The organism is Halorubrum tropicale, from assembly GCF_001280455.1.
Lineage (GTDB): Archaea > Halobacteriota > Halobacteria > Halobacteriales > Haloferacaceae > Halorubrum > Halorubrum tropicale.
Genome location: NZ_LIST01000003.1, coordinates 323,115 through 346,561, shown reverse-complemented (window position 1 = coordinate 346,561; position 23,447 = coordinate 323,115). Strand labels below are relative to the sequence as shown.

The following is a 23,447-nucleotide window of genomic DNA, read 5'->3' as shown; positions in this document are numbered from 1 at the left end:
CGTGTCACCAGTTGCTCGCCGCGCCCGAGGGATGGCGCCCGTCGCGGGCGTGCTGCTCATCGCGATCACGGTCGTGCTGGCCGGCGGCGTCGCGGCCGCCGCGCTCGGCGGGCCGAGCGCGACGGTGCCGCCGTCGGCGGTGCTGTCGCTGTCGGCGACCGACGATCGGGTCGCGATCGACCACCGCGGCGGCGACCCGATCGACGTCGCGGCCGTCCGGGTCCGCGTCAGCGTCGACGGCGAACCGCTCGACGAGCAGCCGCCGCTCCCGTTCTTTTCGGCCGCCGGCTTCCACCCCGGTCCGACCGGCCCGTTCAACTCCGCGGGCGACGACACGCTGCGCGTCGGCGAGACGGCGGCGTTTCGCGTCGCTGACACCAACGACCCGACGCTCGAACCGGGCCGACGGGTCACCGTCGAGATCACGGCCGCCGGCCGCCCGGTCGCGACGCTGGAGACGGTCGTCGAGCCGGGGTAGAACGCGCGCCTCGGACGCCTTCGCACCGGCGTCCCGGTTCGGCGTCGAGCGCCGAGGGATCCGACCGCTACTCGGCGCCGGGCGCCGAGGGATCCGCGTCGGGAGCGGCCGCGGCCGACTCGTCGCCCGATTCGCCGTCGTCGGGGACGCGGGCGACGGTCGTGATGGCGCGGGGGCTCTGCGGCGTCGCCTGCTGGATGTGGTGTTCGAACTCCTCGTAGCCGGCCGCCTCGAACATCCGGTCGGCCTCGTCGGCGTCGTAGAACAGCATGATCGCGTCGGCCACCCGCTGGAGGATCGGGTTGTGCGGGTAGTCGGGGCCGACGACGAGCACCTGCCCGCCGGGCTTCGCGACGCGCCGGAGCTCGCGCAGCCCCTCGACGGGGTTCGGCCAGTACTCGATGGAGCCGGACGACCAGACCACGTCGAACGCGTCGTCGCGGAACGGGAGCCGCTCGGCGTCGCCGCGGTAGAAGTTCACTCGGTCGCGCTTCCCGAACTTCTCGAACGCCTTCTCCATCTGGTGGATGCTCTGGTCGAGCCCGTGGACGTCGTCGGCGTGTTCGAGCAGTCCCTCCGTGCCGAAGCCGGTCCCGCACCCCACGTCGAGCACCGTCGGGTCGTCGCCGAACTCCAGCCACGAGAGCGCCTCCGCGCGCATCTCCTCGTTCCAGTTGAAGCTGTTAATCCGGTCGTACACCTTCGAGAGGTACTTGTAGAAGAGCCGGGCGTTCGACTTGTCCTCGAGGATCCCCATTTACCGGTTCCTTGGGCCGGCGGCCCCATAACGACACGGATCCGCGGGCGGGATCGGCCGCGGACGAGCGGGCCGCGCCGCTTCCGACCGGCTTTTCCGCCCGCCGCCCCACCGCTCGGTATGGACCCGACGACGAGCGGCCGGTTCCGCGTCCACGACCGGCGCCGGCGGCCGGACATCGCCGACGAGTCGGACGGGGGCGACCCCGGCGCGGCCGACGCCGAGGAGTTCGTCCTCGTCGAGTTCGCCGACGAGCCGGTCGACCCGACAGCCCCCGACGCCGAAGACCGTTACGACCCCCTCTACGCCACCGCGGAGGGATATGAGGGCGACCTCGGCGAGGCCGTCGACGCGCTCCGGCCCGGCTTCGTCGTCGACGCGACGCTGGCGTGGACCGACGGCTCCGCGCGCTTCCGCGACGTCGGGGTCGTCCGCGAGACCCGCTTCCGCTTCGCCGACGACGTCGAGGGAATGTTCGAGGCGGCCGTCGAGACCTGGCGGCAGATCCGCGCCGAGGGGGAACCCGTCGGCTCGATCACCACCCGGTCGAACGACGGCGACCCCAACGGCGCGTTATACCTCTTCGCGGACGCGCCCGGCAGCGACACCTTCGACGAGGTCCGCACGGGCCGGCTCCCGATCGAACCGCTCGTCGCGCGCGTGAACGAGTCGCGCGACGACGACGGTCCGCGGGAGGTGTTCGTGTTGCGCCCCGCGGCCCACGAGTTCGTCGCCGTCTACGTCGTCTTCGACCGCGACGGCGTCCTCGCGCAGACGGTCCGGGACACCTACGACCTCGGGGCCGGGCTGGCGGCGGGGCTCGACGCGAGCTACCCGGGCGGCGACGACGGCGACTCGCTCGTCTCCGACGCCGCGGACGACGCCCCGGGGGAGTCGAACGGGTCGGACGACGACCCGCTCGACGATGACGACGACTTCGACGCCCTCGACCGCCTGTAGGCCGGCGCGTCTCCCCGGACTCCCGCGGCGCTACAGCCAGTCCGCCTCGGGGTCGACCCGACCGTCCGGCGTCTCGCCGTTGAGGACCGCCGCCACGTCGGCGGCGCCGCTCCGGTTCAGGTCGTCTTTCGCCTCCTCGCTGTACCACGCCGCGTGCGGCGTGACCACCGTGTCGTCACGGCCGACGAGCGGGTCGTCCTCCGGCGGCTCCTCGGCGAGCACGTCGAGGCCGGCGGCCTTTATTCCGTCCCGCTCCAGCGCGTCGAGGAGGGCGTCGGCGTCGACGACCGGGCCGCGGCTCACGTTGACGACCACCGAGTCCTCGCTCAGGCGCCCCAGCGCGTCCGCGTCGACGATCCCCCGCGTCGCGTCGGTCAGGGGGGCGTAGACGCCGACGTGGTCGGCGCAGTCGAACAGCGCCTCGAACTCGACCTTCTCGACGCCGTGGTCGGCCATCTCCTCGGCGTCGACGAACGGGTCGTGCGCGATCAGGTCGGCGCCGAACCCGGAGAGCTGTTCGGCCGCCCGGCGGGCGATCGGACCGAACGAGAGCAGGCCGATCGTCGACGCGCTCACCCGCCGGGTCGGGACGCCCGCCTCCCAGCTCCACCCGCCCTCCGCGACCGCGTCGTCGTACGGCTTGAGCGAGCGCAGACAGGCGAGGAGCAGCGAGACGGAGTGGGTCGCCACCTCGTCGGTACAGTAGTCCGGCACCCGGGTGACGGTCACCCCGCGCTCCGCGGCCGCCGCCACGTCGACGTTGTCGACGCCGACGGCCGAGCGGACGACGACCCGCGGGTCCGTGGCGTCGAGCGCCGCCTCGGTGACGGGGGTGTTGATGTCGGTAACGACCGCGTCGGCGTCGGCCGCCGCGTCGATCAGCCGCTCGGTCGACCCCAGTTCCGCGACCTCGACATTGACCGGCTCGTCGACCGCGTCGGCGAGTACCTCGCGGTACGTCTCCGGGTCTATCATCGGGAACGCCGACAGCACGACTCTGGGCATGCGCGGTCCTTCATCACCGACCCACTTGACGGCTGTCACTAACGCTGTCAGGCTCTCTTCCGTCCGATTCGATCGTGACAGATCGCCGCACCGGGCGCCGCGTTCCGATGGCTCTTTGCGGCGGCCGGCCGTACGTCCCCCCGTGAGCGAGGACAGTTCGAAGCCCCCGATGCTGGTCCTGTTGGAGTCGCTGTCGTTCTATCGCAACGTCCGGATCGGGGCGGCCGCCGGCGCGCTGCTCGCGCTCTCGCTGTACCTCGTCCGGACGCTCGAACTGCTCGGGCCGGTGATCGACACGCGCGAGTACCCGCTGTTCGGGCCCGACGTCTGGTTCCTCCTGCTCGCGTTCGTGCTGGCGGCGACGTCGGCGCTGGCGGTGGCGGTCGTCCTCACGGTCGCGGCGGCGGTCCGCGGCGCGCGCGAGGGCGGGGCGGAGCCGCCGGAGTAGCGGGGGACGCCGTGCGGGGCGGTCCGTGGCGCGCGGGACGCGTCGCTCGGCGTCGCCGAGAGAGGGTGAGAATACGGACGGGACGGGGAGTCGACCGCCGCGGGTCAGTCGGCGGTACAGGAGGCCTCGCCCTCGTCGGCGGTGAACTCCTGGGCCGGCTCCGTGAGCTTGTAGAGGTTCTGTCTGGCGTCCGCGAAGTAGACGTCCTCGTCGACGACGCCGATCCCTTCGAGCCGTTCGAGCGCGTACCGGACGGTGCGGGCCGACAGCATCGACTCTTGGACGATCCCCTTCTGGGTCAGCGGTCCGTTGTACTCGAGCACCTTGAAGACGAGTTTGGCGCTCGGTGGGAGGTCGTCGAGCCCCTCCGTTTGAGTTCCTTCCATCGTTACGATTCGAAACCGCACACGTTCATAAATGTTGATGGAGCAACCCCGTCTCAGCGCCGTTTACCGGCGAAATCGGCCGCATCTCGCGTCACAAACCAGCAAAATAAGCCGCTAATTTCCCGCTGGACTGACCAGTCAGTCAGCGATTCGGCTCGCGCGCGCGCCTCGGCCGCGGCGACGCGCGGCGGTGCCCGAGCGTCGCGTCCCGAGGGCGGCCCGTCCCGGTCGCGAGCGACGGCGGGAACGAACGGCTTTTCACGGGCGCTCGCGGATCCGAAGCCATGAGCGACGATTCGGGCCTGTCCGACCACGCGCGCGGCGTGGTCGTCACGACCATCTGCAGTCTCGCCGGGATCGCGGCCGGCGTCGTCTCGGCCGTCTACGTCGGCACCGACCCGGCGTCCGCCGCGAGCACCACCGCGGTATTCGTGCTCGGCGCGTTCGTCATCGCCCAGTACCCGATATTCAAGGCGGTCGGCGTCGGCGACCTCGGGATCAAAGACAACCTCTACGTGGCGTTTCTCACGTTCACCCTCTGGTTCATCAGCTACACCGTCTTGCTGACCTCGGCCGTCGACCTGGGGGTCTGAGATGGCCGACGACAGTATCGCGGTCGTGGATCTCGATCGGTGCCAGCCCGACCGCTGCAACTACGAGTGTATGAAGGACTGCCCGCCAAACCGGACGGGCAAGGAGTGTATCACGGAGCGCGGCCCGGACGCCGAGGAGGGCGACCCGGACCAGATCCACATCTCCGAGGAGATCTGTCTGGGCGAGACCTGCGGTATCTGCGTCCAGTCGTGCCCGTTCGACGCCATCGAGATCATCAACCTCCCCTCCGAGCTCGACGACGACCCGGTCCACCGCTACGGGGACAACGCCTTCTCGCTGTACGGCCTCCCGACGCCGGAGCCCGGCAGCGTCACCGGCATCCTCGGGCCGAACGGGATCGGGAAGTCGACCGCGGTCCACGCGCTCGCCGGCGAGATGGTCCCGAACCTCGGCGACCACGCCGCCGACGGCGACTGGGAGCGCGTCCTCGACCGCTTCCGCGGCACCGGCCTCCAGAACTACCTCGAATCGCTGAAGGCGGGCGACGTGACGGTCGCGCGCAAGCCGCAGTACGTCGACCAGATCCCCAACCAGTTCGACGGGAACACCCGCGAGCTGTTGGAGCGGACCGACGAGCGGGGCGCGCTCGACGACCTCGTCGACCGCCTCAACATCCGCCCGGTGATGGACCAGGACATCGACTCAATCTCCGGCGGCGAGCTCCAGCGCGTCGCCATCGCGGCCTGCCTCGCCCGCGACGCGGACTTCTACTTCCTCGACGAGATCACGCCGTACCTCGACATCGGCCAGCGGATGATCGTCGCCCGGCTCATCCGCGAGCTCGCGGACGACGCCGCCGCCGACCGCTCGATGCTCGTCGTCGAGCACGACCTCGCGATCCTCGACCTGCTCGCCGACACGCTCCACGTCGCGTACGGTGAGCCGGGCGCGTACGGGGTCATCACCGACCCGAAGTCGGTCCGGAAGGGGATCAACGAGTACCTGAAGGGGTACCTCGACAACGAGAACATGCGGATCCGGCCCTCCGCGATCACCTTCGAGGAGCACGCGCCGCGGGTCGCCTCCCGGAGCGAGACGCTGATCGAGTACCCGGACCTGCGGAAGTCGTACGGCGACGGCGAGTTCGAGCTCCGCGTCGAGGGCGGCGCGATCAACCGCTCCGAGGTGCTCGGCGTCGTCGGCCCGAACGGGATCGGGAAGTCCACGCTCGCGCAGCTGTTCACGGGCGACTTGGCGCCCGACGAGGGCGAACTCGACTTCGCGCTCGACATCTCCTACAAGCCGCAGTACATCGATATCGACCGGCACATGCGGGTCGACGCGTTCCTCTCCTCTATCACCGACGAGTTCGGCTCCTCCTACTGGAACACCGAGATCGCCCAGCCGCTCCAGTTGGAGCGCGTGATGGAGCAGAACCTCTCGGACCTCTCCGGCGGGGAGCGCCAGCGCGTCGCCATCGCGGCGTGCCTCTCCGACGACGCCGACCTCTACCTGCTCGACGAGCCCTCCGCCCACCTCGACGTCGAGCAGCGCGTGCGGGCGACGACCGCGATCCGCCGGTACGCCGAGAACCACGACGCGACCGTGATGGTGATCGACCACGACATCTACATGATCGACCTCCTCGCGGACCGCCTGATGGTGTTCGACGGCGAGCCGGCCGAACGCGGGCGCGCCGCGCCGCCGCAGGACATGCGCGACGGGATGAACGAGTTCCTCGCCGACCTCGAGATCACCTTCCGGCGCGACGAGCGCACCGGCCGTCCCCGGATCAACAAGCCGGGGTCGCAGCTCGACAGCCAGCAGAAGCGCGACGGCGAGTACTACTACTCGGGCTGAGGCAGTCGCTCGGACGACCGGTTCGCTCTCGCCGCTACCCCGACGCTTTCGTCGTTCGACCCCGGAGCCTCCGGCATGCCCGAGACGGACGCCGACCTGTTCGGCATGACGTGGGAGGACGCCGGCGCCGCGATCGACGACGCCGACTTCGCGGTGCTCCCGGCCGGCAGCATCGAGCAGCACGGCCCGCACCTCCCGGTGTCGACGGATACGCTCCGCGCGGACCACCTCACGGCCGAGCTGGTCGACGCCGCCGACGAGTTCGACCTCGACCTGCTGCGGCTCCCGACGCTGCCGTACGGGCAGTCGGAACACCACATGCGGTTCCCCGGGACGGTCACGCTCTCGACGGAGACGTACGTCGACGTGGTCCGTGAGATCGGCGAGTCGGTGGCCGAACACGGCGCCGACCGGCTGCTAATTCTGAACTGCCACGGCGGGAACCGCGAGCCCCTGTCGGTCGCCGCCGACCGGCTCGGCCGCGACACCGACCTGACGGTCCACTTCGTTCACTGGACGGACTTCGCGGAGGAAGACCTGACCGAGGCGTACGGCGAGGGCTGGGGCCACGCCGGCGACCACGAGACGAGCTTCGTCGAGCTGTACCGCCCGGACCTCGTGCGGACCGCAAAGAAAGAGCCGCAGGAGGCCGCGGAGCTGCCCAGCACTCGGAGCTACGAGTACTTCGACGAGGTGACGGAGCTGGGCGGGCTCGGCGACCCGACGAACAGCGACCCGGACGCGCTCGAACCCATCGTCGCCGCGACGACCCGGGAGATCCTCGGCGCGCTCGTCGAGGACCTCGACCGGGGCTGGTAGGGGGCCACCCCCGCGGTCCGCGGGGTCGCCGCCGCCGTTCGATCCGCGGTATCGAAGCGATTAAGCCCGGAACACGCGAACCCCGGCACATGCACCACCTCATCATCCGCGGCGACCCCGACATCCGGAAGGACGCGGTGATCGAGCACGACGGCGAGGAGCTGGTCTGTTTCGGCATCAACGTTCAGGGCGGCTGGCACGGCCCGGACGAGCCGCAGCTCTGGTGTACCGTCGGCACGGAAGACGAGCGCGAGGCGTACGACAAACGCGAGTACGTCCCCCACTGGCTCGACGTCGAGACGGTCGACGCCGAGGACCTCGACGTGATCAAAGCGAAGGGCGACCTCTCCGTCTGAGCGCCGCGAACGGCTCTTCTCGCCGACTCACCCGTCCACCGGCGGGTCCGCCAGCCACGCCTCGATGGCGCCGGCCATCGCCCCGCGGCGGTGGATCGTTCCCGCCTCGGGGTCGACGACCGTGCTCTCCGTCCCCGGCGTCTCGCCGCCGTCGATCACGGCGTCGACCCCCTCGCGGATCCGGTCGGAGAGGTCGCTCGGGTCGGTGACGCTGCCCGTCCCGGAGACGTTCGCGCTCGTCGCGGTGAGGGGGCCCGTCTCGGCCAGCAGCGCCCGCGCGAGGTCGTGGTCCGGCACGCGGATCCCGACGCGGTCGCGCCCGGCGGTGAGCGCGTCGGGCACCCGGTCGCCGCGCTCGACGACGACCGTCACCGGCCCCGGGAGGAACGCCCGCGCGAAGGCGACGGCCACCTCCGTCGGGCGGGTGTGGCGGAGCGCGTCGTCGACGCTCGCGACGCCGAGCGAGAGGGGGTTCGACCGGTCGCGGCCCTTCAGGTCGAAGACGCGCTCGACGGCCTCGGGGTCCAGCGCGTCGGCGCCCAACCCGTACACCGTCTCGGTCGGGTAGACGACGAGGTCGCCGCGGTCGACGGCGGCGGCCGCCGCGCGCAGCTCCTCGGATCGGTCCGGTCCGTCGTCGCTCGTGTCGGCGGTCACGCGCGACCGTTCGGCGGCGAGTTGAAAAAGCGTGACGAGTGTGTGCGGTCCGCGCGCCGGGCCGCGGTCCCGGGTCCGGTCAGTCGACGAGGTCGGCGACCGCGTCGCCGATCGCCTCGGCGTCGGGGAACTCGGGGTGTTCGCTCGCGACCCACGCGTACTCCACGGTGCGGTCGGCGTCGAGCAGGAAGACGGCGGGACGGCTCTCCGTGATCCCGCTCATGCCGTCGATCTCGTGTGCGAGGCCGTACTCCTCGACGACGCTCGCGCCCGGGTCGGAGAAGATCCGGACGCCGTCGCCGCGCTCGGCGAGCAGGCGCTTGTGGGCGTACGGCGTCGAGATGGAGACGCCGAGCACGTCGAGGTCGTCGCTCCACCCGTGGTCGTCGACCGTGTTGTAGAGGTACGTCCCCTGGAAGGTGCCGTCCATGGGATGGAAGAGGAGGAGCGTCGGCCCGTCGACGACGTCGGCGAGCGCGCGGTCCTCCCAGTACTCGCCGTTCACGAGCGGGCGGGTGAAGTCCGGCGCCGTGTCGCCCTCGGCGACGTGGTCGGTCTCGGGCAGGGAGACGACGTCGAAATCCGGCATCTCAAGCCCCCTCCTCGCCGTACATCCCCTTCAGGTACTCGACGATGTTCGCGCTCTCGGACATGGTGACGCCGGTCTCGCGGTCGACGATCGCCGGCACGCTCCGGGCGCCGGAGACGCGCTTGACGACGTTGCGCTCGGAGTGCATCGGCTCGACGTAGCGGGAGCGGTACGCTACGTCGAGCTCGTTCAACGTCCGGACGACCCGCTCGCAGAACGGACACGCCTGAAGCCGGTACAGGGTGATCTGTGGCTCGCTCATGTCCCGCGATTCGCCCGCGAGACGGGTAACCGTGTCGGCGGCGGCACCCCCGTCGACGAGGGCCCCGGTCGGCGGCGGCACGCGCCTCGGCGGCACTCAGCCGCCCCGCCGGCACTCAGCCGCCCCGCCGCGGGGCTCACCGAAGGGAACCCTTTAATCGTGGGCCGACGGATGACAAACGAATATGGGCTTGTGGTCGAGTACGCTGACGGCCGGTCTCCTCCAGATACAGATGCCCGGCGACACCGTCGTCGCCGCGCTCGGCGCGCTCACGATCCTGGTGTTGATCGCGCTGTCGGCGTTCTTCTCCTCGTCGGAGATCGCGATGTTCTCCCTGCCGCAGCACCGCATCGACAGCCTCGTCGAAGACGGGGTGCCGGGATCGGAGACGGTGAAGGCGCTGAAGACCGACCCGCACCGCCTCCTCATCACGATCCTCGTCGGTAACAACATCGTCAACATCGCGATGTCCTCCATCTCCACCGGACTGCTCGTCTACCTCGGCTTCGGGCAGGGGCAGGCCGTCACCATCGCCACCTTCGGGATCACGGCGCTCGTCCTGCTGTTCGGCGAGAGCGCGCCGAAGTCGTACGCCGTCGAGAACACCGAGTCGTGGGCGCTCCGCATCGCCCGCCCGCTGAAGCTCTCCGAGTACGTCCTCCTCCCGCTCGTGGTCCTGTTCGACTACCTGACCCGGGTCGTCAACAAGATCACCGGCGGCCGCTCGGCGATCGAGTCGTCGTACGTCACCCGCGACGAGATCCAGGACATCATCGAGACGGGCGAGCGCGAGGGCGTCATCGACGAGGAGGAGCGCGAGATGCTCGACCGCATCTTCCGGTTCAACAACACCATCGCCAAGGAGGTGATGACGCCGCGGCTCGACGTCACGGCGGTCGCGAAGGAGGACACCGTCGAGGAGGCGATCGAGACGTGTATCCAGGCCGACCACGAGCGCGTCCCCGTCTACGAGGGGAACCTCGACAACATCGTCGGCGTCGTCACGGTGCGCGACCTGGTCCGCGAGCTGCGCTACTCCGAGGGGACGCCCTCTCTGGAGCGGGTCGTCAAGCCGACGCTCCACGTCCCCGAGTCGAAGAACGCAGACGAGCTGCTCGCGGAGATGCAGGAGAACCGCCTCCAGATGGTCACCGTCATCGACGAGTTCGGCACCACGGAGGGGATCATCACGCTGGAGGACGTGGCCGAGGAGATCGTCGGCGAGATCCTCGAAGGCGACGAGTCGGCGCCCGTGGAGTTCGTCGACGACGACGTCGCGGTCGTCCAAGGACAAGTCAACATCGACGAGGTCAACGAGATACTCGGGATCGAACTGCCCGAGGGCGAGGAGTTCGAGACGCTCGCCGGCTTCGTGTTCAACCGCGCGGGGCGGCTCGTCGAGGAGGGCGAGGAGATCGAGTTCGACGGCGTCCGGATCCGCATCGAGCGCGTCGACAACACCCGGATCATGTCCGCCCGCGTGACCGTCCTCGACGGCGGCGCCGCCGAGGCGGAGGAGTCGAGCGCGCCCGTCGAGGCCACGGACTCGACCGACGAGAACGCGGCGGAGGCCGACGGCGAGGGCGATCCGGTCCAGAACGACGCGGAGTGAGACGGCGCCGCCGACGCCTTCCGGACTCGGATCGACCGTCAACGACTGCCGATACCGACCATCGTCCCCGCAGCGTCGCCCGCGAGCGACGCGCTACCCCGTTCAGACCGCGTAGGCGCGCGCGGCGGCGACGAGCGCCTTCCGGTAGTCGCTCTCGGAGGGGTCGTGGCCGAGGTCGAGGAAGCGCTGCTTGAACGCGTCGACGTCGACGGCGTCGGTGTCGCTCCCGGCGGCGCGCGCGAGGTCGTAGATGCGGTGGTCGGGGCCCGCGATGCCGTGGCGCTCGACCAGCGCCAGCGCGAACGCCGCGTTGACGGCCGTTATCTCGGGGTCAGCGCCCGCCGTCACCGGCGGCGAGCCGGTGCGCGACACGTCGGGGCGGTCCGCGACCGCGGCCGCCAGCGTGGATTCGAGGAACCCGAGCAGCTTGCCCGCGGGCGCGACCGAGAGCGTGATGTCGTCGGCGTAGATGTCTTTCATGTGGTTCGCGATCTGGTAGCAATGCGCGAGCTTGCGGCGCTCCACGGTCTCGCCGGCGAGCCCGAGGTACAGCGCCTCCTCAGTCGACTGGAGGTGCGAGGGGTGGCCCTCCTCGTACCGGGCCATGTGCGCGAGCTCGTGGATCGCCAGCTCGCGCGCCATCGCGCTCGTGGCGGCCCGCCGGGAGACGTTCAGCACGTGGTGGTCGTCGTAGTGGCCGGCCCAGGTCCGCTCGTCCGGGTCCTCGCGGACCACGACGCGGACCGGCGCCTCCACGGAGCGCTCGGTCTCGAAGAGGTCCGCGGCGCCGAGAAACGGGTCGGGGGGTACGTCCCCCTGGACGCGAAGATCCATGCGTACAGTTGACACGGGCGGCGGCGATAAGTCTCTTGCGCTCGTCGAACCCCGGTTCCGCCCGCGTCCGGGGTCGACGCGCCGAAGCCTCGCCGCCGGGATGCGCCGGCGTACGCTTTTGGGCCTCCTGGCCGAACCCCGACCCATGCGGATCTACGCGGCCTACGACGACGGCCTCCGGATCGTCGACCCCGCGACCGGCGCGGTCGAGACGCGCCTCTCCGGCCAGCGCGTCGAGTGCCTCTCCGTCGCGCGCCGCGAGGCCGGGGCCGACGACCCCGGACGACCCCGCGTCCTCGCGGGGACGTTCGACGCGGGGCTGTTCCGCTCCGTCGACGGCGGCGAGCGGTTCGCCCGCGCGGCCGAGGCGACGCTCGGCCCCGAGGGGTCCGGTCCCGACGCGGTGACCGCGGTCGCGACGAGCCCGCACGACCCCGCGGTCGTGTGGATCGGGACGGAGCCCTCGCGGACGTACCGCTCCGCCGACGGCGGCGAGACGGCCGATCCGGTCGGCGGCCTGACCGACCTCACCTCGGCGTCGGAGTGGTCGTTCCCGCCCCGGCCTGACACCCACCACGTGCGGTGGATCGAGCCCTGCCCGGCCGACCCCGAGCGGTGGCTCGTCGGCATCGAGGCGGGCGCGCTCGCCGTGACCGCCGACGGCGGCGCGACGTGGACCGACCGCCCGGCCGGCGCCCGGCGGGACACGCACGCGATGGCGACCCATCCGGACGCGCCCGCCCGCGTCTACGCCGCGGCCGGCGACGGCTTCGCCGAGAGCGACGACCGCGGCGACTCGTGGCGCGTCCCCGAGGCCGGCCTCGACCACGGGTACGCCTGGGGGCTCGCGGTCGACCCGGACGACCCCGACACCGCGCTGGTCAGCGCGGCCGCGGGCGCGACGGCCGCCCACCGCCGCGGCGAGAGCTACCTCTACCGCTACCGGCGCGGCGAGGAGGGAGGAGCGGCGGGCTCGGAGCGCGGTCCCGGCGCGTTCGAGCGCCTCGACGACCGCGGGTTCCCGACGGGCGCGGGCACCTACCGGGCGGTGCTGGCCGCCGGTCGGGCCGCGGGGGAGATATGGGCGCTCTCGAACCGCGGGCTCTTCGTCACCCGCGACGCGGGCGACTCCTTCGAGCAGGTGCCGGTCGACCTCCCGGACCGGGCGGCGCGGGCGCTCGCGGTCGGTTGACGGCCGCGAGAAGAAAGGGACCGGGAACCGAGCGACGCGGTCAGTCCCGGACCGCGCCGACGATCAGGTAGACGACCGGCGTGTCGAGGACCGCGATCCCGAGCTTCAGGATGTACTGGCCGAGGCCGAGCGCGAGCAGCGTCGGCGGGTCGAACACCGGTCCGACGCCGAGCAGGAGCGGCGCGGCGTAGAAGGCGACGCCGACGAAGATGACGGTGTCTATCGCCTGGCTCGACGCCGTCGACGCGAGGTTGCGGAGCCACAGCATGCGCTCGCCGGTGCGGTCGCGGATCGCGTGGAAGACGAACACGTCCCAGTTCTGGCTGACGACGTACGCCAGCAGGCTCCCGGCGACGATGTTCGCCGCGGGCCCGAGCGCGGTCTGGAAGGCGGCCGACACCTCGGGGTCGACCCCGGGCGCCGCGAGCGTCGACCACACGAGCGCCAACACGAGGAAGTTCGCGAGGAACGCGACGTTGACGACCACCTGCGTCGCCCGCCGCCCGTACAGCTCCGCGTAGCAGTCCGACGCCAGGAACGTGAGCGCGTACGCCAGCGCCGCGCCGGGCAGCAGGATCTCCGGCCCGACGACCGGTAACGCGACCGGGAGCGGCAGCGCCAGCACCTTCGCGGCCGTGAGCTGCGCGGTCGCGAGCGCGACGGTGAACAGCGTGATCAGCCCGACCGCCGCGACCGCCGACCGGTCGAGGGGGTCGGTCCGGAACGGCCCGCTCCCGCCGGTCGCGGTCCGGCTACTCATCGGTCCCTCCGCTCGTCTCGGCCGCGGTCGACGTGCGGTCGCCGTCGAGTCGGTCGTGGCGGGCGTCGATCTCGTCGAGCAGGTCGAGGTTCTTGCGGATCGACGCGCGCACCGCGTCGCTGCGGTTCACGAACTTCCCGTCGTCCCCGACGTGCTCGTCGAGGTCGGCGAGCAGCTCCGCCGGGATCTCGACGCTTATCTTGGGCATACTCGTCTCGTGGACGCCGGCCGGGGATGAACGTTATTATCCGAAGATTATCCCGGGGCTCTCACGGTAGTCGGACTCGGGGGCGAGCGGGCGGCGCCGAACTCGTAAACCGCTACGTTGAAGTAGGTTTACGAGTCCGTTCAGCCATGGCAACGAACACGGAGTCCGTCGACCTCGTCGGCGACGAGGCGGCGACGAACCTCGCGCGCGCCGCGCTGTTCGCGGCGCTCGTCGGCGCGTTCGCGTACGTATCGTTCCCGTTCCCGGTGTCGCCCGCGCCCGTCACGCTCCAGGTGCTCGGCGTGTTCCTCGCCGGGATCTTCCTCGGCCCCGTCTGGGGCGCCGCCGCCCTGGTCCTCTACCTCGCGGCCGGGGCGCTCGGCGCGCCGGTGTTCTCCGGCGGCGCGGCGGGCTTCGGCGAGCTCGTGGGCGCGACCGGCGGCTACCTCTGGTCGTACCCGCTCGCGGCGGGGCTCGTGGGGGCGATCGCGCACCGCGGCGCCGCTCTCCGCGACCTCGACGCCGTCTCCGCCCCGCTCCTCGTGGCCGCCATGACCGCGGGGACGGTCGTCGTCTACGCGATGGGGGTCGCCGGCCTCTACCTGACGCTCGACCTCACCCTCGCCGAGTCCGTGATCCAGGGCGCCGTGGTCTTCCTCCCGGCGGAGGGCGCGAAGATGGCCGCGGCGATCGGCATCGTCCGGTCGGACGCGATCGCGGCGCGGTGAGGGGCCCGCCGTGATCGAGGTCCGGGAGGTCACCTGTCGGTACGGCGGCTCCGGTGACGAGGGCGGCGTCACGGCAGTCGACGACGTCTCACTCTCGGTCCCCGACGGCCAGTTCCTGATCGTCGCGGGCGCGAACGGCTCCGGGAAGACGACGCTGGTCCGGACGTTCAACGGGCTCGTCGACCCCGACGCCGGCCGCGTGGCGGTCAACGGGACCCCGGTCGAGACCGACCTCGTCGCGGCCCGGACCGCGGTCGGGATGGTGTTTCAGGACCCCCGCGACCAGTTCGTCGCGGCGACCGTCGGCGCCGACGTGGCCTTCGGGCCGGAGAACCTCGGCCTCTCGCACGCGGAGATAGACCGCCGCGTCGAGGCCGCGCTCGACGCCGTCAACATGGCCGGCCGCGAGACCGACCGGATCGCGTCGCTGTCAGGCGGCGAGCGCGAGCGGGTCGCGATCGCCGGCGCGCTGGCGATGGAGCCCGACCACCTCGTCTTGGACGAGCCGTTCACCGGCCTCGACGAGCCGGCGCGGCGCTCGGTCGTCGAGCGGCTCCGCGCGCTCCGCCGCGAGGGGACCGGGGTCGTCGTCGTCACCCACGACCTCCGGGACGTGTTCGGCGTCGCCGACCGCGTGGTCGGCCTGGCGGACGGCCGCGTCGCGATCGACGCGCCGCCGGCCGAGGCGGCCGCGGCGCTCCCCGGGCTCGACGTGCGCGTCCCCGAGGGCGACCCCGCCGAGCCCCGCCCGAGCGACGGATGACGCTGTCGTACGTCCCCGGCGACTCGGTCGGCCACCGCCTCGACCCGCGCTCGAAGCTGCTCGTGCAGGTCGCCTTCGCGGCGGCGGCGTACGCGCACACCACGCCGCGCGGGCTCGCCGTCCTCACCCCCCTCGCCGCCGCCTGCCTCCTCGCGGCCGACGGCGGCGCCCGCGACCTCTGGGCGTACCGGGTCGCGCTGCCGTTCCTCCTCGTCGCGCCGCTCGTCGCCGGCGCGACCCTCGGCGCGCCGTGGTTTCGGGTCGAGCGCGCGGCCGGCACGGCGCTCGCGAGCTACCGCGTCCTCCTCATCCTGGTCGTCGCGGCCGCGTACGTCCGGTCGACGCCGGTCCGGGAGTCCCGCGCGGCGGTTCAGCGGACGATTCCGGGGCGCCCGGGCGTCTTCCTCGGCGCGGGCGTCGCACTCGTCTTCCGGTTCCTGCCGCTCCTGCGGCGCGACCTGTTCGCGGCGCGCGACGCCATGCGGGCGCGCCTCGGCGACGAGCGCCCCGTCCGCGACCGGATGCGGATCGTCGCCGTCGCGGGGATCGACCGCGCGCTCTCCCGGGCCGACCGGCTCGGGACGGCGCTCGTCGCCCGCTGTTTCGCGTGGAACCCGACCCTCCCGCGGCTGGCGTTCCGCCGCGTCGACGCCCCGGCGCTGGCGCTCGCCGGGTGCCTGCTCGCGGCCGCGGTCCTCCGGGTCGCGTGAGGCGGCAGGGCACCGGCGGCGCGTCGCCGAGCGCTCGAAACCGGGGAACGCCGAGCGACGGCCGCCCGGTTGTGGCAAGTTTTAACCTCACGGTATCCCGGTGATCGATCATGACTCCCCTACAGGCGGCCACCCGAGAGACCTTCTGGACGATCGGTCCGGTGGGGAAGGCGGCGTTCTACTGGCTCGCCGCCGTCGCGGTCCTCGTCTTTCTGTACGGCGTGTACGCGCGGTTCGCGGCGTACGCGCGCGGTAGCGCCGACCCGCGGGACCGGCTGTCGGACCTGCCCGGCCGGGTCGCCGCCGCGACGAAGACCGTCCTCGCGAACGAGAACCAGTTCGACGGGGACCTGTACACCGGCGTGATGCACACGTTCGTGCTGTGGGGGTTCCTCGTCTTACTCGTCGCGACGACGATCCTCGGCATCGACATCGACCTCTACCGCCCGCTCACCGGCGAGTCGTTCTGGGTCGGCGACTTCTACCTCGCATACCAGTTCGCCGTCGACGCGTTCGGCCTGCTGTTCGTCGTCGGCGTCGGCATGGCCGCGTACCGCCGCTACCGGCAGCGCGAGGGCCGGCTGTGGGGCAAACACACCTCCCTCGAAGACGACGCGTTCGTCTGGACGCTGCTCCTCCTCGGCGTCGGCGGCTTCCTCGTCGAGGGCGTGAGCATGGTCGGCCAGCCGCAGCGGGCGACCGAGACCGTGAGCTTCGTCGGGATGGCGCTCGCGACCGGGCTGGAGGCGGCCGGGCTCACGGCCGCGGGCGCGGAGGCGATATACGGCGCCCTCTGGTGGAGCCACTCGCTGCTCGCGTTCGCGTTCGTCGCGTGGATCCCCTACGCGAAGCCGTTCCACATGATCTCCTCGTTCGCGAACGTCGTCGCCCGCGACGAGAAGGCGGGCGCGCGGCTCCCGAACGTCCCCGCGGACCTCGATCACACCAACGCCGAGTCGTTAGAGGACTTCACGTGGAAGGAGCTGCTCGACGGCGACGCCTGTACCAAGTGCGGGCGGTGTACAGACGCCTGCCCCGCCGACACCGTCGGGCGGAACCTCGACCCGCGGAACGTCATCCTCGACCTGAAGTCGTACCGCGAGTCGGTGAGCGACGACCCGGTGGCCGGGCGCGGGGACGGGCCGGTGGCGACCGACGGCGGGACCGCCGCCTCTGACGGGGGGACCGTCCCCATCGTCGCCGACGAGGGCGGCGTCATCGACGCCGAGTCGATGGAGTCGTGTATGTCCTGTATGGCGTGTATGGACGCCTGCCCCGTCGACATCGAACACCTCACCTCCTTCACGAAGATGAACCGCCAGCTCGTCGACGAGGGGGCAGTCGACTCGAACCTCCAGGACGTGTTCCAGGACGTGATGGGGAAGGGGAACACCTTCGGCGAGTCGCAGTCGGCCCGCGGCGACTGGACCGACGACCTCGACGACGCCGTCGACGTGCCCGACGCCCGCGAGACCGAGGTCGAGTACCTCTGGTACGTCGGCGACTACCCGAGCTTCGACGACCGGAACAAGAAGGTCGCCCGCGCGCTCGCGCGTCTCTTCGACGAGGCCGACGTGTCGTTCGGCATCCTGTTCGACGACGAGAAGACGGACGGCAACGACATCCGGCGGATCGGCGAGGAGTTCCTCTACCTCGAACTCGCCGGTCACCACGTCGAGACGTTCGCTGACTGCGAGTTCGAGAACATCGTCTGTACCGACCCGCACTCGTACAACACCATCAAAAACGAGTATCCCGAGGTCGACTTCGCGGAGTTCGCGGACGACCCGATGATGCCGTTCGACCGCGAGGAGCCGTGGAACGCGGACGGCGCGGTCGACGTGTTCCACTGGACGCAGGTGGTCGAGGAGTTAGTCGCGGACGGTCGGCTCGACCTCGCCGGCGACGAGTTAGACTACACCGTCACCTATCACGACCCCTGCCACCTCGGCCGGTACAACGACGAGTACGAGGCGCCTCGGGAACTCATCAGGGCGACCGGCGCCGACCTCTACGAGATGCCCCGCTCGCGGGACGACTCGTTCTGCTGTGGCGGCGGCGGCGGCGGCCTCTGGACCGAACACGACGAGGAAGTCAAGCCGAGCGAGGAGCGCCTCCGGGAGGCGGTCGAGGACACCGACGCGGGGGCGGCGATAGAGAAGTTCGTCGTCGCCTGCCCGATGTGTACGACGATGTTCGAGGACGGGCGGAAGACGGGGAACTTCGAGGACGACGTGGAGATCGTCGACGTCGCGGAGCTGCTGATCGAGGCGGTGGAGGCCGGCTCGTAGCGGTCGGGGACTCGTTTTTCGGGACCATTCGACCCTACGCGTGCGGCGACCGCGGGTCGGCGGCGTCGTCGGTGCGCCGCAGCAGCGCCCGCGCGGGGGCGCGGTCGCGAACCGGGGCGTCGCCGAGGTAGTCGACGAGCGCGTCCCTGAGCAGGGCGATCCCCTCGTCGTCGAGCGCCGCGCCGCGCTCTATCGACTCGATCGAACGGCGGTACGGCCTGTCGTCGTCGGTGGCCGCGGTCGCGGCGTCGATCAGCGCGGCGTGGGCTACCCACGCCTCCTCCCGGGAGGTCGTCGGCGCCGGCGGCCCGTCGGTGGTGGGAGGGCTCATTCGTCCGGCTTCTCCCGGTACGGGGACTTAAAACTACGTCCCGATCGGCGCCTCGTGTTCAGATAAGCTGATTCCATGCGAAAGCGAACGATTTTAGCCACTCGTCAGCAGTTTCTGCTTTGGCGTTGCTAAAACAGTTTGAGAAGCTGGTAGTTCTGCGTTTTACCTCACGAAAGACACGTTCAACGCTATTCCGATTTCCATGTCGTTCGTATCTGAAATCGAGGCTATGTTTTTCACATGCTCGATGAAGTGGAACCGCACCATCAATGAGAAATATCGCGTCATCCACGTGGTGCTTTTCACGGAGTTCTGCGAAAAACTGATCTGCGATCACGTTTGTTCTTGTCGGCTCAAGCTTTGTGTGGAGTAAATCGTTTGAGTCAGGATCGACGGCAGCGTACAGCCAATATTGTTCATCGTCAAGCTGAATCACGGTTTCATCGACCGCAACGTGATTCGGGCTCCGACCAGATTCCGGCTGTAGATCGGCCTTGTGAACCCAGTTGTGAACAGTGGATCGAACCCGATCAACACCGAATACCTCAAGAAACAAAACAGTATTCGAGAGAGACAATCCAGACAAATGTAGCTGAATACTGAGCTTCATCAACAGTTTCGGTGTTGCTTCTCGCTCCACAAACTCTAAGTTGATCTCGTCTAAACAGCCGCCGAGGCGGTCGTTTTCGGGCATAGACACTTTGAAAACGCACCGCCTCACCTTTCAATCCTTATCTGAACACCGCCGATCGGCGCCCGTCGTCGACGCCGTGGTCGCGATTGGCGAGGCCGTCTACGACCGGCTCGACGACGACGGCGAGGCCGCCGTCTCCGGCGACGAGGCGCTCGCCCGCTCGGTTATCGAGACCGACCACGAGATCGACGAGACGTACCTGGCCCTGGACGACGAGTGTACCGAGCTCTTAGCGCTCCAGCAGCCGGTGGCCGGCGACCTCCGGCTCGTCGCCGCCTCGGTCAAGATCATCACCGACCTCGAAAGCGCGGCCGACCTCGCGACGAACGTCGCGGCGCGGACGCTGTACACGATCGAGAACGACGGCGAGCTGATCTACTGAACGAAGCGCTCGCGGCTCGCCCCGTCGCGGGCGGTTCCCGGCCTCGTGACCCGTGACGAGACCGAACGCCGCGCGGTGACGGTCTTCGACGAGCGGTTCCGTGAGGGCGACGGCGGACGACGGGCGAGTGGGAGGGGACTCTCCGGATCGAGGGGCGCCCACCGATCGAAAAATCGCCCGGTCGCCGGCCGGATTCGACGGCCGGCCGGGCGTTCGGGACGGCGTCCGGCGTCTCGGAGAGCGCTACGCGTCCGTGATGCTGATCAGCCGGGTGAAGTGCGAGTCGATGTAGTCGGTGTCGTACTCCCAGTTCGTCGACGGTCCCCTTCCGCCGCCGGCGGGGTTGAACGCGCGGCTGACGCCGCGGAGTCGGATCCGGTACGCGCCCTGTTGGTAGCCGGCCGGCACTTCGAACACGACCGTCTGTCTGTGGCTCCGGTCGCCGACCGACTCGTGCCAGTACGAGTAGCGGTTCGACCGGCCGCTAGACGAGGGCTGAACCAGCGTCGGATTCCGTCCGCAGCCGTGCGCCGACGCCTCCACGCTCCGGAAGTGTTTCCCCCACGCCCTGAACGTCACCCTGATACCGATGTCCTCACCCGACGGGCGTTCGATCCGCGGGCACGACTCGGTGATTTCGTTGTCCCACTCCTCGGGCGGCTCCGACGTCGGTCCCCAGACGATACCGCCGATGTCGAGGTTCGGCGCCCGGTTGTCGACCGTGATCGTCGAGGACGGCGACGTCACCGACAGGGGATCCATGTCCGAGTCACCGAGTTGGAGTCGCACCTCGTAGCTCCCGTCCCGGTAGCCGCGGGTGTTCCAGTTCAACACCCAGTACGGGAACAGAAGCGGGTTGTCGTTGAGATTCTCGCCGTAGTAGGACTCTAAGTACGGCACGTCGAGGATCGGATACCAGCCGTCGGTCGCGCTGGGCTGGACGTGAACCGGGTCGCGGCCGATCGCCGGCACGTGCCACTCGTGGCCGGTGAAGGGCCGCTCGGGGCCGCCCTCGTAGGAGTACAGCACGCGGTAGTACGACGCCTCCTCGAAGCGGTGACAGCCGTGCAGCTGTAGCGTGCCGGCGAACGGCGCGGTGCCGTCGGGGCGGGTCGACGAGCCGGGCGGTTTGGGTCGGTTGATCCGCCGAGCGTACCCGGTGGCGTCGTCGTAGATCGGGCTTCGGGTCGGCAGCAGGCCGATAGACTCGATCGAGGGCGTCTCGCACTCGACGTTCTCGGGGGTGAGCCCGTCGCAGGTCGGAATCGAGTTCGCGGCGTCGTCCGCCACGAGGTCGACGTCCAGGGACTGCTCCTCGTTCCAACGGACGTCGAAGAACCCCTCCGAGTAGATCGTCTCCTGCGTCCCGTCCCCGTCGAAGTCCTGCGTGACGCGGAAGGTGATATCGGGGACGTCGACGAAGGTCCGCCACTCGGGCACGAACACGTCGCGGCACCGGAGGAAGGGGCCGACGAGCCGGTCGGGGTCAACCGCGGCGATAACCTCGGGGTCGACCGGGAGTTCGTCGCCGAGCAGTTCGAGCCGCTCCTCGGGGTCCGGACGCAGGAAGCCTTCCGGCAGCGGCGGCTCGGGCGGCTCGGGGAACGCCGGCCGGTCGAGGAGCGTCGCCGCCTCGGGCTCGAGGTCACCGAAGTCGCCGCGCTCGGTGCCCGCGCCCAGCCGCAGCGCGACGTCCTCGCCGACCAGCTCGGCGGTACGCTCGAAGACGCCCGGGTCGAACAGCCGCCCGAACCCGGGGTCGGGACGCGGTTCCGGCCGCGGCTCCGGCGGGTTCACCGGGTCCGGGAACTCCTCGGGTCGTTCCAGCACGTCCCGGATCCGGGGCCGGACGATCTCGGGGAGGCAGACGCGCTCCCGGCGGAAGTCGAGAACGCGATCGATGTCCCACAGCGGGACGTAGACGCAGAACTCCCCGCACTCGTTGGTCGTCGTCGTCGCGACCGTCTCCCGCGTACAGTCGAACGGGAAGAACCAGCCGTAGCCGAGGTCAGACGGGAACCGAGAGAGGAACGAGCAGTCGGTGTCCTCGACGTGGACGGTCGCGTTCGGAACGGGGTGGTACTCGCCCGTCGCCGAGTCGTGGGTGACGACGCGCCCGCAGACCTGCCGGAAGCCGAGCAGCTCGGGGGCCATCGCGAACTCCAGCTGGTCGCGGACGTCGAGCGCCGTCGTCCCGACCAAGTCCGACGGGGCGTCGTCGGTCAGCGTTCGAATGTGCGCCAGTTGCCGCTCGGTCACTCGCCAGTCGTCCGGCGTGACGACGTTGGGCTGTTTCACCGGGACGACGTCGTCGGCGTCCCGATTGAGCATCGCTTTGATGTCGCGAGCGAGGATGTCGTCGAACATCGCGACGTCCCGGAGGTCGGCTTCCGTCGCCGCCTCCAGGTCGTCGAGCGTCTCGTAGCCAGCAACGCGGAGCGCCTTCGCTCGCTTGGGGCCTATTCCGGGGATCTGCTCCAGTTCGGATGGGTCGTTCGTGGACATTGCTGGCACCCTTGGTCCTGTATCCGACAGGACAATTTAGTAATATATTTTAATGATATATATTTTTAACCCAAAATTTGACTTACAACATACCGAGCGTTCGAAGTTGTGACGGCCGGACTGCCGGGACCGCACCGCAGCGATCGGCCGGCGCGGCGGGAACGGCCGATCGGCTCCGGACGCGATACCGGACTCCGGAAGCACTAATCCCCTCCGCGCACACCGTCACACCGTGACGTTACTCGGGGAGCTCATCGGCGACCAGTCGCTGTTCGTCTGGGTCCCGATCGGTCTCGTCGGGTTCCTGCTGACCTGGAAGGGCGCGAACGTCGTCGAGTCGACGACCTCGAAGATCAGCGACCACTACGGCGTCTCGCAGGCGATCCAGGGCGGGCTGATCGTCGCGGCCGCGACCTCGTTCCCCGAGCTCGCGATCATCGTCATCTCGGTGCTGGTCCTCGGCGAGTTCGGCGTCGGCGCCGGGGCGCTCATCGGGACGGCGGTTTTCAACATCTTGGTCATCCCGGCCGCCGTCGCGGTCACGAGCGGCGACACGACGACGACGCAGGGGATCGTCTACCGCGACGCCATCTTCTACATGGTCGCCGTCCTCGCGCTCTTCGGCGTGATCGCCTTGGGCGTCCTCGGCACCGACGGACGGGAACTCGCCCGGATCACCCCGCAGATGGGCGTCGGACTGTTAGTGTTGTACGGCGTGTACGTGATCCTGCTCGTCGGGGGCAAGAGCGGCGCGTCGGACATGGAGCGGACCGAGTCGACGAACGTTCCGAAGCAGCTCGGCCTGTTCGCGGCCGGGCTTGCCGTCGTGCTCGTCGGCGTCGAGTCGATGATCGGGATGACGCTCGAGGTCTCCGACGCGCTCGACGCGCCCCCGTTCCTGATGTCCGTCACCGTGCTGTCGGTGATGAGTTCGTTCCCCGACCTCCTCGTCGGCGTGAAGATGGGGCAGGCCGGCGACAAGCGCGCCGCGGTCGCCAACGTCTTCGGGACGAACACGTTCAACCTCGTCGCCGCGCTGCCGATCGGCGTCGTCCTCGCCGGCGGCGTCTCGATCGGGTTCCTCACGTCCGTCCCGCTCATGCTGTTCCTGTTTTACACCACCCTCGTCGTCGTGGTGATGGCCGCGACGGACTTCGAGATCACCACCGAGGAGGGGTACGTGTTCCTCGCGATGTACCTGATCTTCCTCGCGTGGATGACGACCGAGGCGGTCGGCGTCACCACGCTCCTGACCGAGTCGACGCTCCGGACGATCGTCGGGTGACCGGTCGGTGACTCGACCGG

At 70.1% G+C, this 23,447-nt stretch carries 26 protein-coding genes and 1 pseudogene; 15 read left to right on the top strand and 12 right to left on the bottom strand.

Going from position 1 to position 23,447, the window contains the following annotated elements; translation table 11 throughout:
- Window positions 1-31 precede the first annotated feature (31 nt).
- Window positions 32-478 carry a type IV pilin gene (locus AMR74_RS09505; protein WP_053771829.1) on the top strand — a complete coding sequence of 149 codons (447 nt, stop codon included), beginning with the start codon at window positions 32-34 and terminating at the stop codon, window positions 476-478.
- Window positions 479-545: 67 nt separating this feature from the next.
- Here AMR74_RS09505 and AMR74_RS09500 read toward each other — a convergent pair whose 3' ends face one another.
- Window positions 546-1,235: a methyltransferase domain-containing protein gene (locus AMR74_RS09500; RefSeq protein WP_053771828.1), complete on the bottom strand. Its 690-nt coding sequence runs from the start codon at window positions 1,233-1,235 to the stop codon at window positions 546-548.
- Window positions 1,236-1,355: 120 nt separating this feature from the next.
- Here AMR74_RS09500 and AMR74_RS09495 point away from each other — a divergent pair, with 120 nt between their 5' ends.
- Window positions 1,356-2,195, top strand: coding sequence for a DUF6663 family protein (locus AMR74_RS09495; RefSeq protein ID WP_053771827.1), 840 nt, complete (start codon window positions 1,356-1,358; stop codon window positions 2,193-2,195).
- A gap of 30 nt (window positions 2,196-2,225) precedes the next feature.
- Here the strand turns inward: AMR74_RS09495 and AMR74_RS09490 are convergent, their stop codons facing one another.
- Window positions 2,226-3,200 carry a C-terminal binding protein gene (locus AMR74_RS09490; RefSeq protein WP_053771826.1) on the bottom strand — a complete coding sequence of 325 codons (975 nt, stop codon included), beginning with the start codon at window positions 3,198-3,200 and terminating at the stop codon, window positions 2,226-2,228.
- Window positions 3,201-3,342: 142 nt separating this feature from the next.
- Here AMR74_RS09490 and AMR74_RS09485 point away from each other — a divergent pair, with 142 nt between their 5' ends.
- Window positions 3,343-3,648 carry a DUF7536 family protein gene (locus AMR74_RS09485; protein ID WP_443984485.1) on the top strand — a complete coding sequence of 102 codons (306 nt, stop codon included), beginning with the start codon at window positions 3,343-3,345 and terminating at the stop codon, window positions 3,646-3,648.
- Window positions 3,649-3,752: 104 nt separating this feature from the next.
- Here AMR74_RS09485 and AMR74_RS09480 read toward each other — a convergent pair whose 3' ends face one another.
- Entirely contained in the window at window positions 3,753-4,034 is a 282-nt protein-coding gene (locus AMR74_RS09480) for a MarR family transcriptional regulator (RefSeq protein ID WP_008443026.1), read from the bottom strand.
- Window positions 4,035-4,318: 284 nt separating this feature from the next.
- Between AMR74_RS09480 and AMR74_RS09475 the strand changes: the two genes are divergently transcribed.
- The 4 genes from AMR74_RS09475 (at window position 4,319) to AMR74_RS09460 (ending at window position 7,624) form a co-directional block, all read left to right on the top strand.
- Complete coding sequence (locus AMR74_RS09475; protein WP_053771825.1) at window positions 4,319-4,627, top strand: EMC6-like membrane protein; 309 nt, start codon at window positions 4,319-4,321, stop codon at window positions 4,625-4,627.
- A gap of 1 nt (window position 4,628) precedes the next feature.
- Complete coding sequence (locus AMR74_RS09470) at window positions 4,629-6,449, top strand: ribosome biogenesis/translation initiation ATPase RLI (RefSeq protein ID WP_053771824.1); 1,821 nt, start codon at window positions 4,629-4,631, stop codon at window positions 6,447-6,449.
- Window positions 6,450-6,524: 75 nt separating this feature from the next.
- A complete protein-coding gene (locus tag AMR74_RS09465) occupies window positions 6,525-7,268 on the top strand; it encodes a creatininase family protein (RefSeq protein WP_053771823.1) in 744 nt (247 codons plus the stop codon).
- 89 nt (window positions 7,269-7,357) lie between these two features.
- The gene (locus tag AMR74_RS09460) at window positions 7,358-7,624 is read left to right on the top strand and encodes an HAH_0734 family protein (protein ID WP_053771822.1); all 267 of its coding nucleotides are present in this window, start codon (window positions 7,358-7,360) and stop codon (window positions 7,622-7,624) included.
- 27 nt (window positions 7,625-7,651) lie between these two features.
- On the opposite strand, the gene AMR74_RS09455 is transcribed toward AMR74_RS09460, so the two are convergent.
- From AMR74_RS09455 to AMR74_RS09445, 3 genes are all read right to left on the bottom strand, one after another.
- A complete protein-coding gene (locus AMR74_RS09455) occupies window positions 7,652-8,281 on the bottom strand; it encodes an L-threonylcarbamoyladenylate synthase (protein ID WP_053771821.1) in 630 nt (209 codons plus the stop codon).
- A gap of 79 nt (window positions 8,282-8,360) precedes the next feature.
- Window positions 8,361-8,870, bottom strand: coding sequence for a redoxin domain-containing protein (locus AMR74_RS09450; protein ID WP_053771820.1), 510 nt, complete (start codon window positions 8,868-8,870; stop codon window positions 8,361-8,363).
- Window position 8,871: 1 nt separating this feature from the next.
- Entirely contained in the window at window positions 8,872-9,132 is a 261-nt protein-coding gene (locus AMR74_RS09445; RefSeq protein WP_053771819.1) for a glutaredoxin family protein, read from the bottom strand.
- Window positions 9,133-9,316: 184 nt separating this feature from the next.
- On the opposite strand from AMR74_RS09445, the gene AMR74_RS09440 reads away from it, so the two are divergent.
- Window positions 9,317-10,744 carry a hemolysin family protein gene (locus AMR74_RS09440; protein WP_053771818.1) on the top strand — a complete coding sequence of 476 codons (1,428 nt, stop codon included), beginning with the start codon at window positions 9,317-9,319 and terminating at the stop codon, window positions 10,742-10,744.
- A gap of 102 nt (window positions 10,745-10,846) precedes the next feature.
- On the opposite strand, the gene AMR74_RS09435 is transcribed toward AMR74_RS09440, so the two are convergent.
- Window positions 10,847-11,578: a DUF5781 family protein gene (locus tag AMR74_RS09435; RefSeq protein ID WP_053771817.1), complete on the bottom strand. Its 732-nt coding sequence runs from the start codon at window positions 11,576-11,578 to the stop codon at window positions 10,847-10,849.
- Window positions 11,579-11,723: 145 nt separating this feature from the next.
- On the opposite strand from AMR74_RS09435, the gene AMR74_RS09430 reads away from it, so the two are divergent.
- Window positions 11,724-12,770, top strand: coding sequence for a WD40/YVTN/BNR-like repeat-containing protein (locus AMR74_RS09430; protein WP_053771816.1), 1,047 nt, complete (start codon window positions 11,724-11,726; stop codon window positions 12,768-12,770).
- Window positions 12,771-12,810: 40 nt separating this feature from the next.
- On the opposite strand, the gene AMR74_RS09425 is transcribed toward AMR74_RS09430, so the two are convergent.
- Both AMR74_RS09425 and AMR74_RS09420 read right to left on the bottom strand, forming a co-directional pair.
- Window positions 12,811-13,530, bottom strand: a complete 720-nt coding sequence (locus AMR74_RS09425) for a queuosine precursor transporter (RefSeq protein WP_053771815.1) — start codon at window positions 13,528-13,530, stop codon at window positions 12,811-12,813.
- Entirely contained in the window at window positions 13,523-13,738 is a 216-nt protein-coding gene (locus tag AMR74_RS09420) for a ribbon-helix-helix domain-containing protein (RefSeq protein WP_053771814.1), read from the bottom strand. The genes AMR74_RS09425 and AMR74_RS09420 overlap by 8 nt, the downstream gene beginning before the upstream one ends.
- Before the next feature lie 146 nt (window positions 13,739-13,884).
- Here AMR74_RS09420 and AMR74_RS09415 point away from each other — a divergent pair, with 146 nt between their 5' ends.
- From AMR74_RS09415 to AMR74_RS09400, 4 genes are all read left to right on the top strand, one after another.
- Entirely contained in the window at window positions 13,885-14,466 is a 582-nt protein-coding gene (locus tag AMR74_RS09415) for a biotin transporter BioY (RefSeq protein ID WP_053771813.1), read from the top strand.
- A 10-nt stretch (window positions 14,467-14,476) separates the two neighbouring features.
- Complete coding sequence (locus AMR74_RS09410) at window positions 14,477-15,229, top strand: energy-coupling factor ABC transporter ATP-binding protein (RefSeq protein ID WP_077152274.1); 753 nt, start codon at window positions 14,477-14,479, stop codon at window positions 15,227-15,229.
- Window positions 15,226-15,939, top strand: a complete 714-nt coding sequence (locus AMR74_RS09405; protein ID WP_053771812.1) for an energy-coupling factor transporter transmembrane component T family protein — start codon at window positions 15,226-15,228, stop codon at window positions 15,937-15,939. Before AMR74_RS09410 ends, AMR74_RS09405 begins: the two co-directional genes overlap by 4 nt.
- Before the next feature lie 110 nt (window positions 15,940-16,049).
- Window positions 16,050-18,230: a (Fe-S)-binding protein gene (locus AMR74_RS09400; protein ID WP_053771811.1), complete on the top strand. Its 2,181-nt coding sequence runs from the start codon at window positions 16,050-16,052 to the stop codon at window positions 18,228-18,230.
- A 34-nt stretch (window positions 18,231-18,264) separates the two neighbouring features.
- On the opposite strand, the gene AMR74_RS09395 is transcribed toward AMR74_RS09400, so the two are convergent.
- Entirely contained in the window at window positions 18,265-18,561 is a 297-nt protein-coding gene (locus AMR74_RS09395; RefSeq protein WP_053771810.1) for a DUF7853 family protein, read from the bottom strand.
- A gap of 58 nt (window positions 18,562-18,619) precedes the next feature.
- A complete protein-coding gene (locus AMR74_RS17150) occupies window positions 18,620-19,255 on the bottom strand; it encodes an IS6 family transposase (RefSeq protein ID WP_077152242.1) in 636 nt (211 codons plus the stop codon).
- Window positions 19,256-19,331: 76 nt separating this feature from the next.
- On the opposite strand from AMR74_RS17150, the pseudogene AMR74_RS09390 reads away from it, so the two are divergent.
- A pseudogene (locus AMR74_RS09390) lies at window positions 19,332-19,592 on the top strand (phosphate signaling complex PhoU family protein); the annotation flags it as partial.
- A gap of 288 nt (window positions 19,593-19,880) precedes the next feature.
- On the opposite strand, the gene AMR74_RS09385 reads toward AMR74_RS09390, so the two are convergent.
- Window positions 19,881-22,142: a helix-hairpin-helix domain-containing protein gene (locus tag AMR74_RS09385; protein ID WP_053771809.1), complete on the bottom strand. Its 2,262-nt coding sequence runs from the start codon at window positions 22,140-22,142 to the stop codon at window positions 19,881-19,883.
- A 232-nt stretch (window positions 22,143-22,374) separates the two neighbouring features.
- On the opposite strand from AMR74_RS09385, the gene AMR74_RS09380 reads away from it, so the two are divergent.
- Window positions 22,375-23,427: a sodium:calcium antiporter gene (locus tag AMR74_RS09380; protein ID WP_053771808.1), complete on the top strand. Its 1,053-nt coding sequence runs from the start codon at window positions 22,375-22,377 to the stop codon at window positions 23,425-23,427.
- The last annotated feature ends 20 nt before the right edge of the window (window positions 23,428-23,447 follow it).

What these genes read in the sequence shown, in the direction of transcription:
- AMR74_RS09505 (WP_053771829.1), top strand. Translation starts at nt 32, where the DNA reads ATGGCGCCCGTCGCGGGCGTGCTGCTCATCGCGATCACGGTCGTGCTG.
- AMR74_RS09500 (WP_053771828.1), bottom strand. Translation starts at nt 1,235, where the DNA reads ATGGGGATCCTCGAGGACAAGTCGAACGCCCGGCTCTTCTACAAGTAC.
- AMR74_RS09495 (WP_053771827.1), top strand. Translation starts at nt 1,356, where the DNA reads ATGGACCCGACGACGAGCGGCCGGTTCCGCGTCCACGACCGGCGCCGG.
- AMR74_RS09490 (WP_053771826.1), bottom strand. Translation starts at nt 3,200, where the DNA reads ATGCCCAGAGTCGTGCTGTCGGCGTTCCCGATGATAGACCCGGAGACG.
- AMR74_RS09480 (WP_008443026.1), bottom strand. Translation starts at nt 4,034, where the DNA reads ATGGAAGGAACTCAAACGGAGGGGCTCGACGACCTCCCACCGAGCGCC.
- AMR74_RS09475 (WP_053771825.1), top strand. Translation starts at nt 4,319, where the DNA reads ATGAGCGACGATTCGGGCCTGTCCGACCACGCGCGCGGCGTGGTCGTC.
- AMR74_RS09470 (WP_053771824.1), top strand. Translation starts at nt 4,629, where the DNA reads ATGGCCGACGACAGTATCGCGGTCGTGGATCTCGATCGGTGCCAGCCC.
- AMR74_RS09465 (WP_053771823.1), top strand. Translation starts at nt 6,525, where the DNA reads ATGCCCGAGACGGACGCCGACCTGTTCGGCATGACGTGGGAGGACGCC.
- AMR74_RS09460 (WP_053771822.1), top strand. Translation starts at nt 7,358, where the DNA reads ATGCACCACCTCATCATCCGCGGCGACCCCGACATCCGGAAGGACGCG.
- AMR74_RS09450 (WP_053771820.1), bottom strand. Translation starts at nt 8,870, where the DNA reads ATGCCGGATTTCGACGTCGTCTCCCTGCCCGAGACCGACCACGTCGCC.
- AMR74_RS09445 (WP_053771819.1), bottom strand. Translation starts at nt 9,132, where the DNA reads ATGAGCGAGCCACAGATCACCCTGTACCGGCTTCAGGCGTGTCCGTTC.
- AMR74_RS09440 (WP_053771818.1), top strand. Translation starts at nt 9,317, where the DNA reads ATGGGCTTGTGGTCGAGTACGCTGACGGCCGGTCTCCTCCAGATACAG.
- AMR74_RS09435 (WP_053771817.1), bottom strand. Translation starts at nt 11,578, where the DNA reads ATGGATCTTCGCGTCCAGGGGGACGTACCCCCCGACCCGTTTCTCGGC.
- AMR74_RS09430 (WP_053771816.1), top strand. Translation starts at nt 11,724, where the DNA reads ATGCGGATCTACGCGGCCTACGACGACGGCCTCCGGATCGTCGACCCC.
- AMR74_RS09425 (WP_053771815.1), bottom strand. Translation starts at nt 13,530, where the DNA reads ATGAGTAGCCGGACCGCGACCGGCGGGAGCGGGCCGTTCCGGACCGAC.
- AMR74_RS09420 (WP_053771814.1), bottom strand. Translation starts at nt 13,738, where the DNA reads ATGCCCAAGATAAGCGTCGAGATCCCGGCGGAGCTGCTCGCCGACCTC.
- AMR74_RS09415 (WP_053771813.1), top strand. Translation starts at nt 13,885, where the DNA reads ATGGCAACGAACACGGAGTCCGTCGACCTCGTCGGCGACGAGGCGGCG.
- AMR74_RS09405 (WP_053771812.1), top strand. Translation starts at nt 15,226, where the DNA reads ATGACGCTGTCGTACGTCCCCGGCGACTCGGTCGGCCACCGCCTCGAC.
- AMR74_RS09400 (WP_053771811.1), top strand. Translation starts at nt 16,050, where the DNA reads ATGACTCCCCTACAGGCGGCCACCCGAGAGACCTTCTGGACGATCGGT.
- AMR74_RS09395 (WP_053771810.1), bottom strand. Translation starts at nt 18,561, where the DNA reads ATGAGCCCTCCCACCACCGACGGGCCGCCGGCGCCGACGACCTCCCGG.
- AMR74_RS17150 (WP_077152242.1), bottom strand. Translation starts at nt 19,255, where the DNA reads ATGCCCGAAAACGACCGCCTCGGCGGCTGTTTAGACGAGATCAACTTA.
- AMR74_RS09385 (WP_053771809.1), bottom strand. Translation starts at nt 22,142, where the DNA reads ATGTCCACGAACGACCCATCCGAACTGGAGCAGATCCCCGGAATAGGC.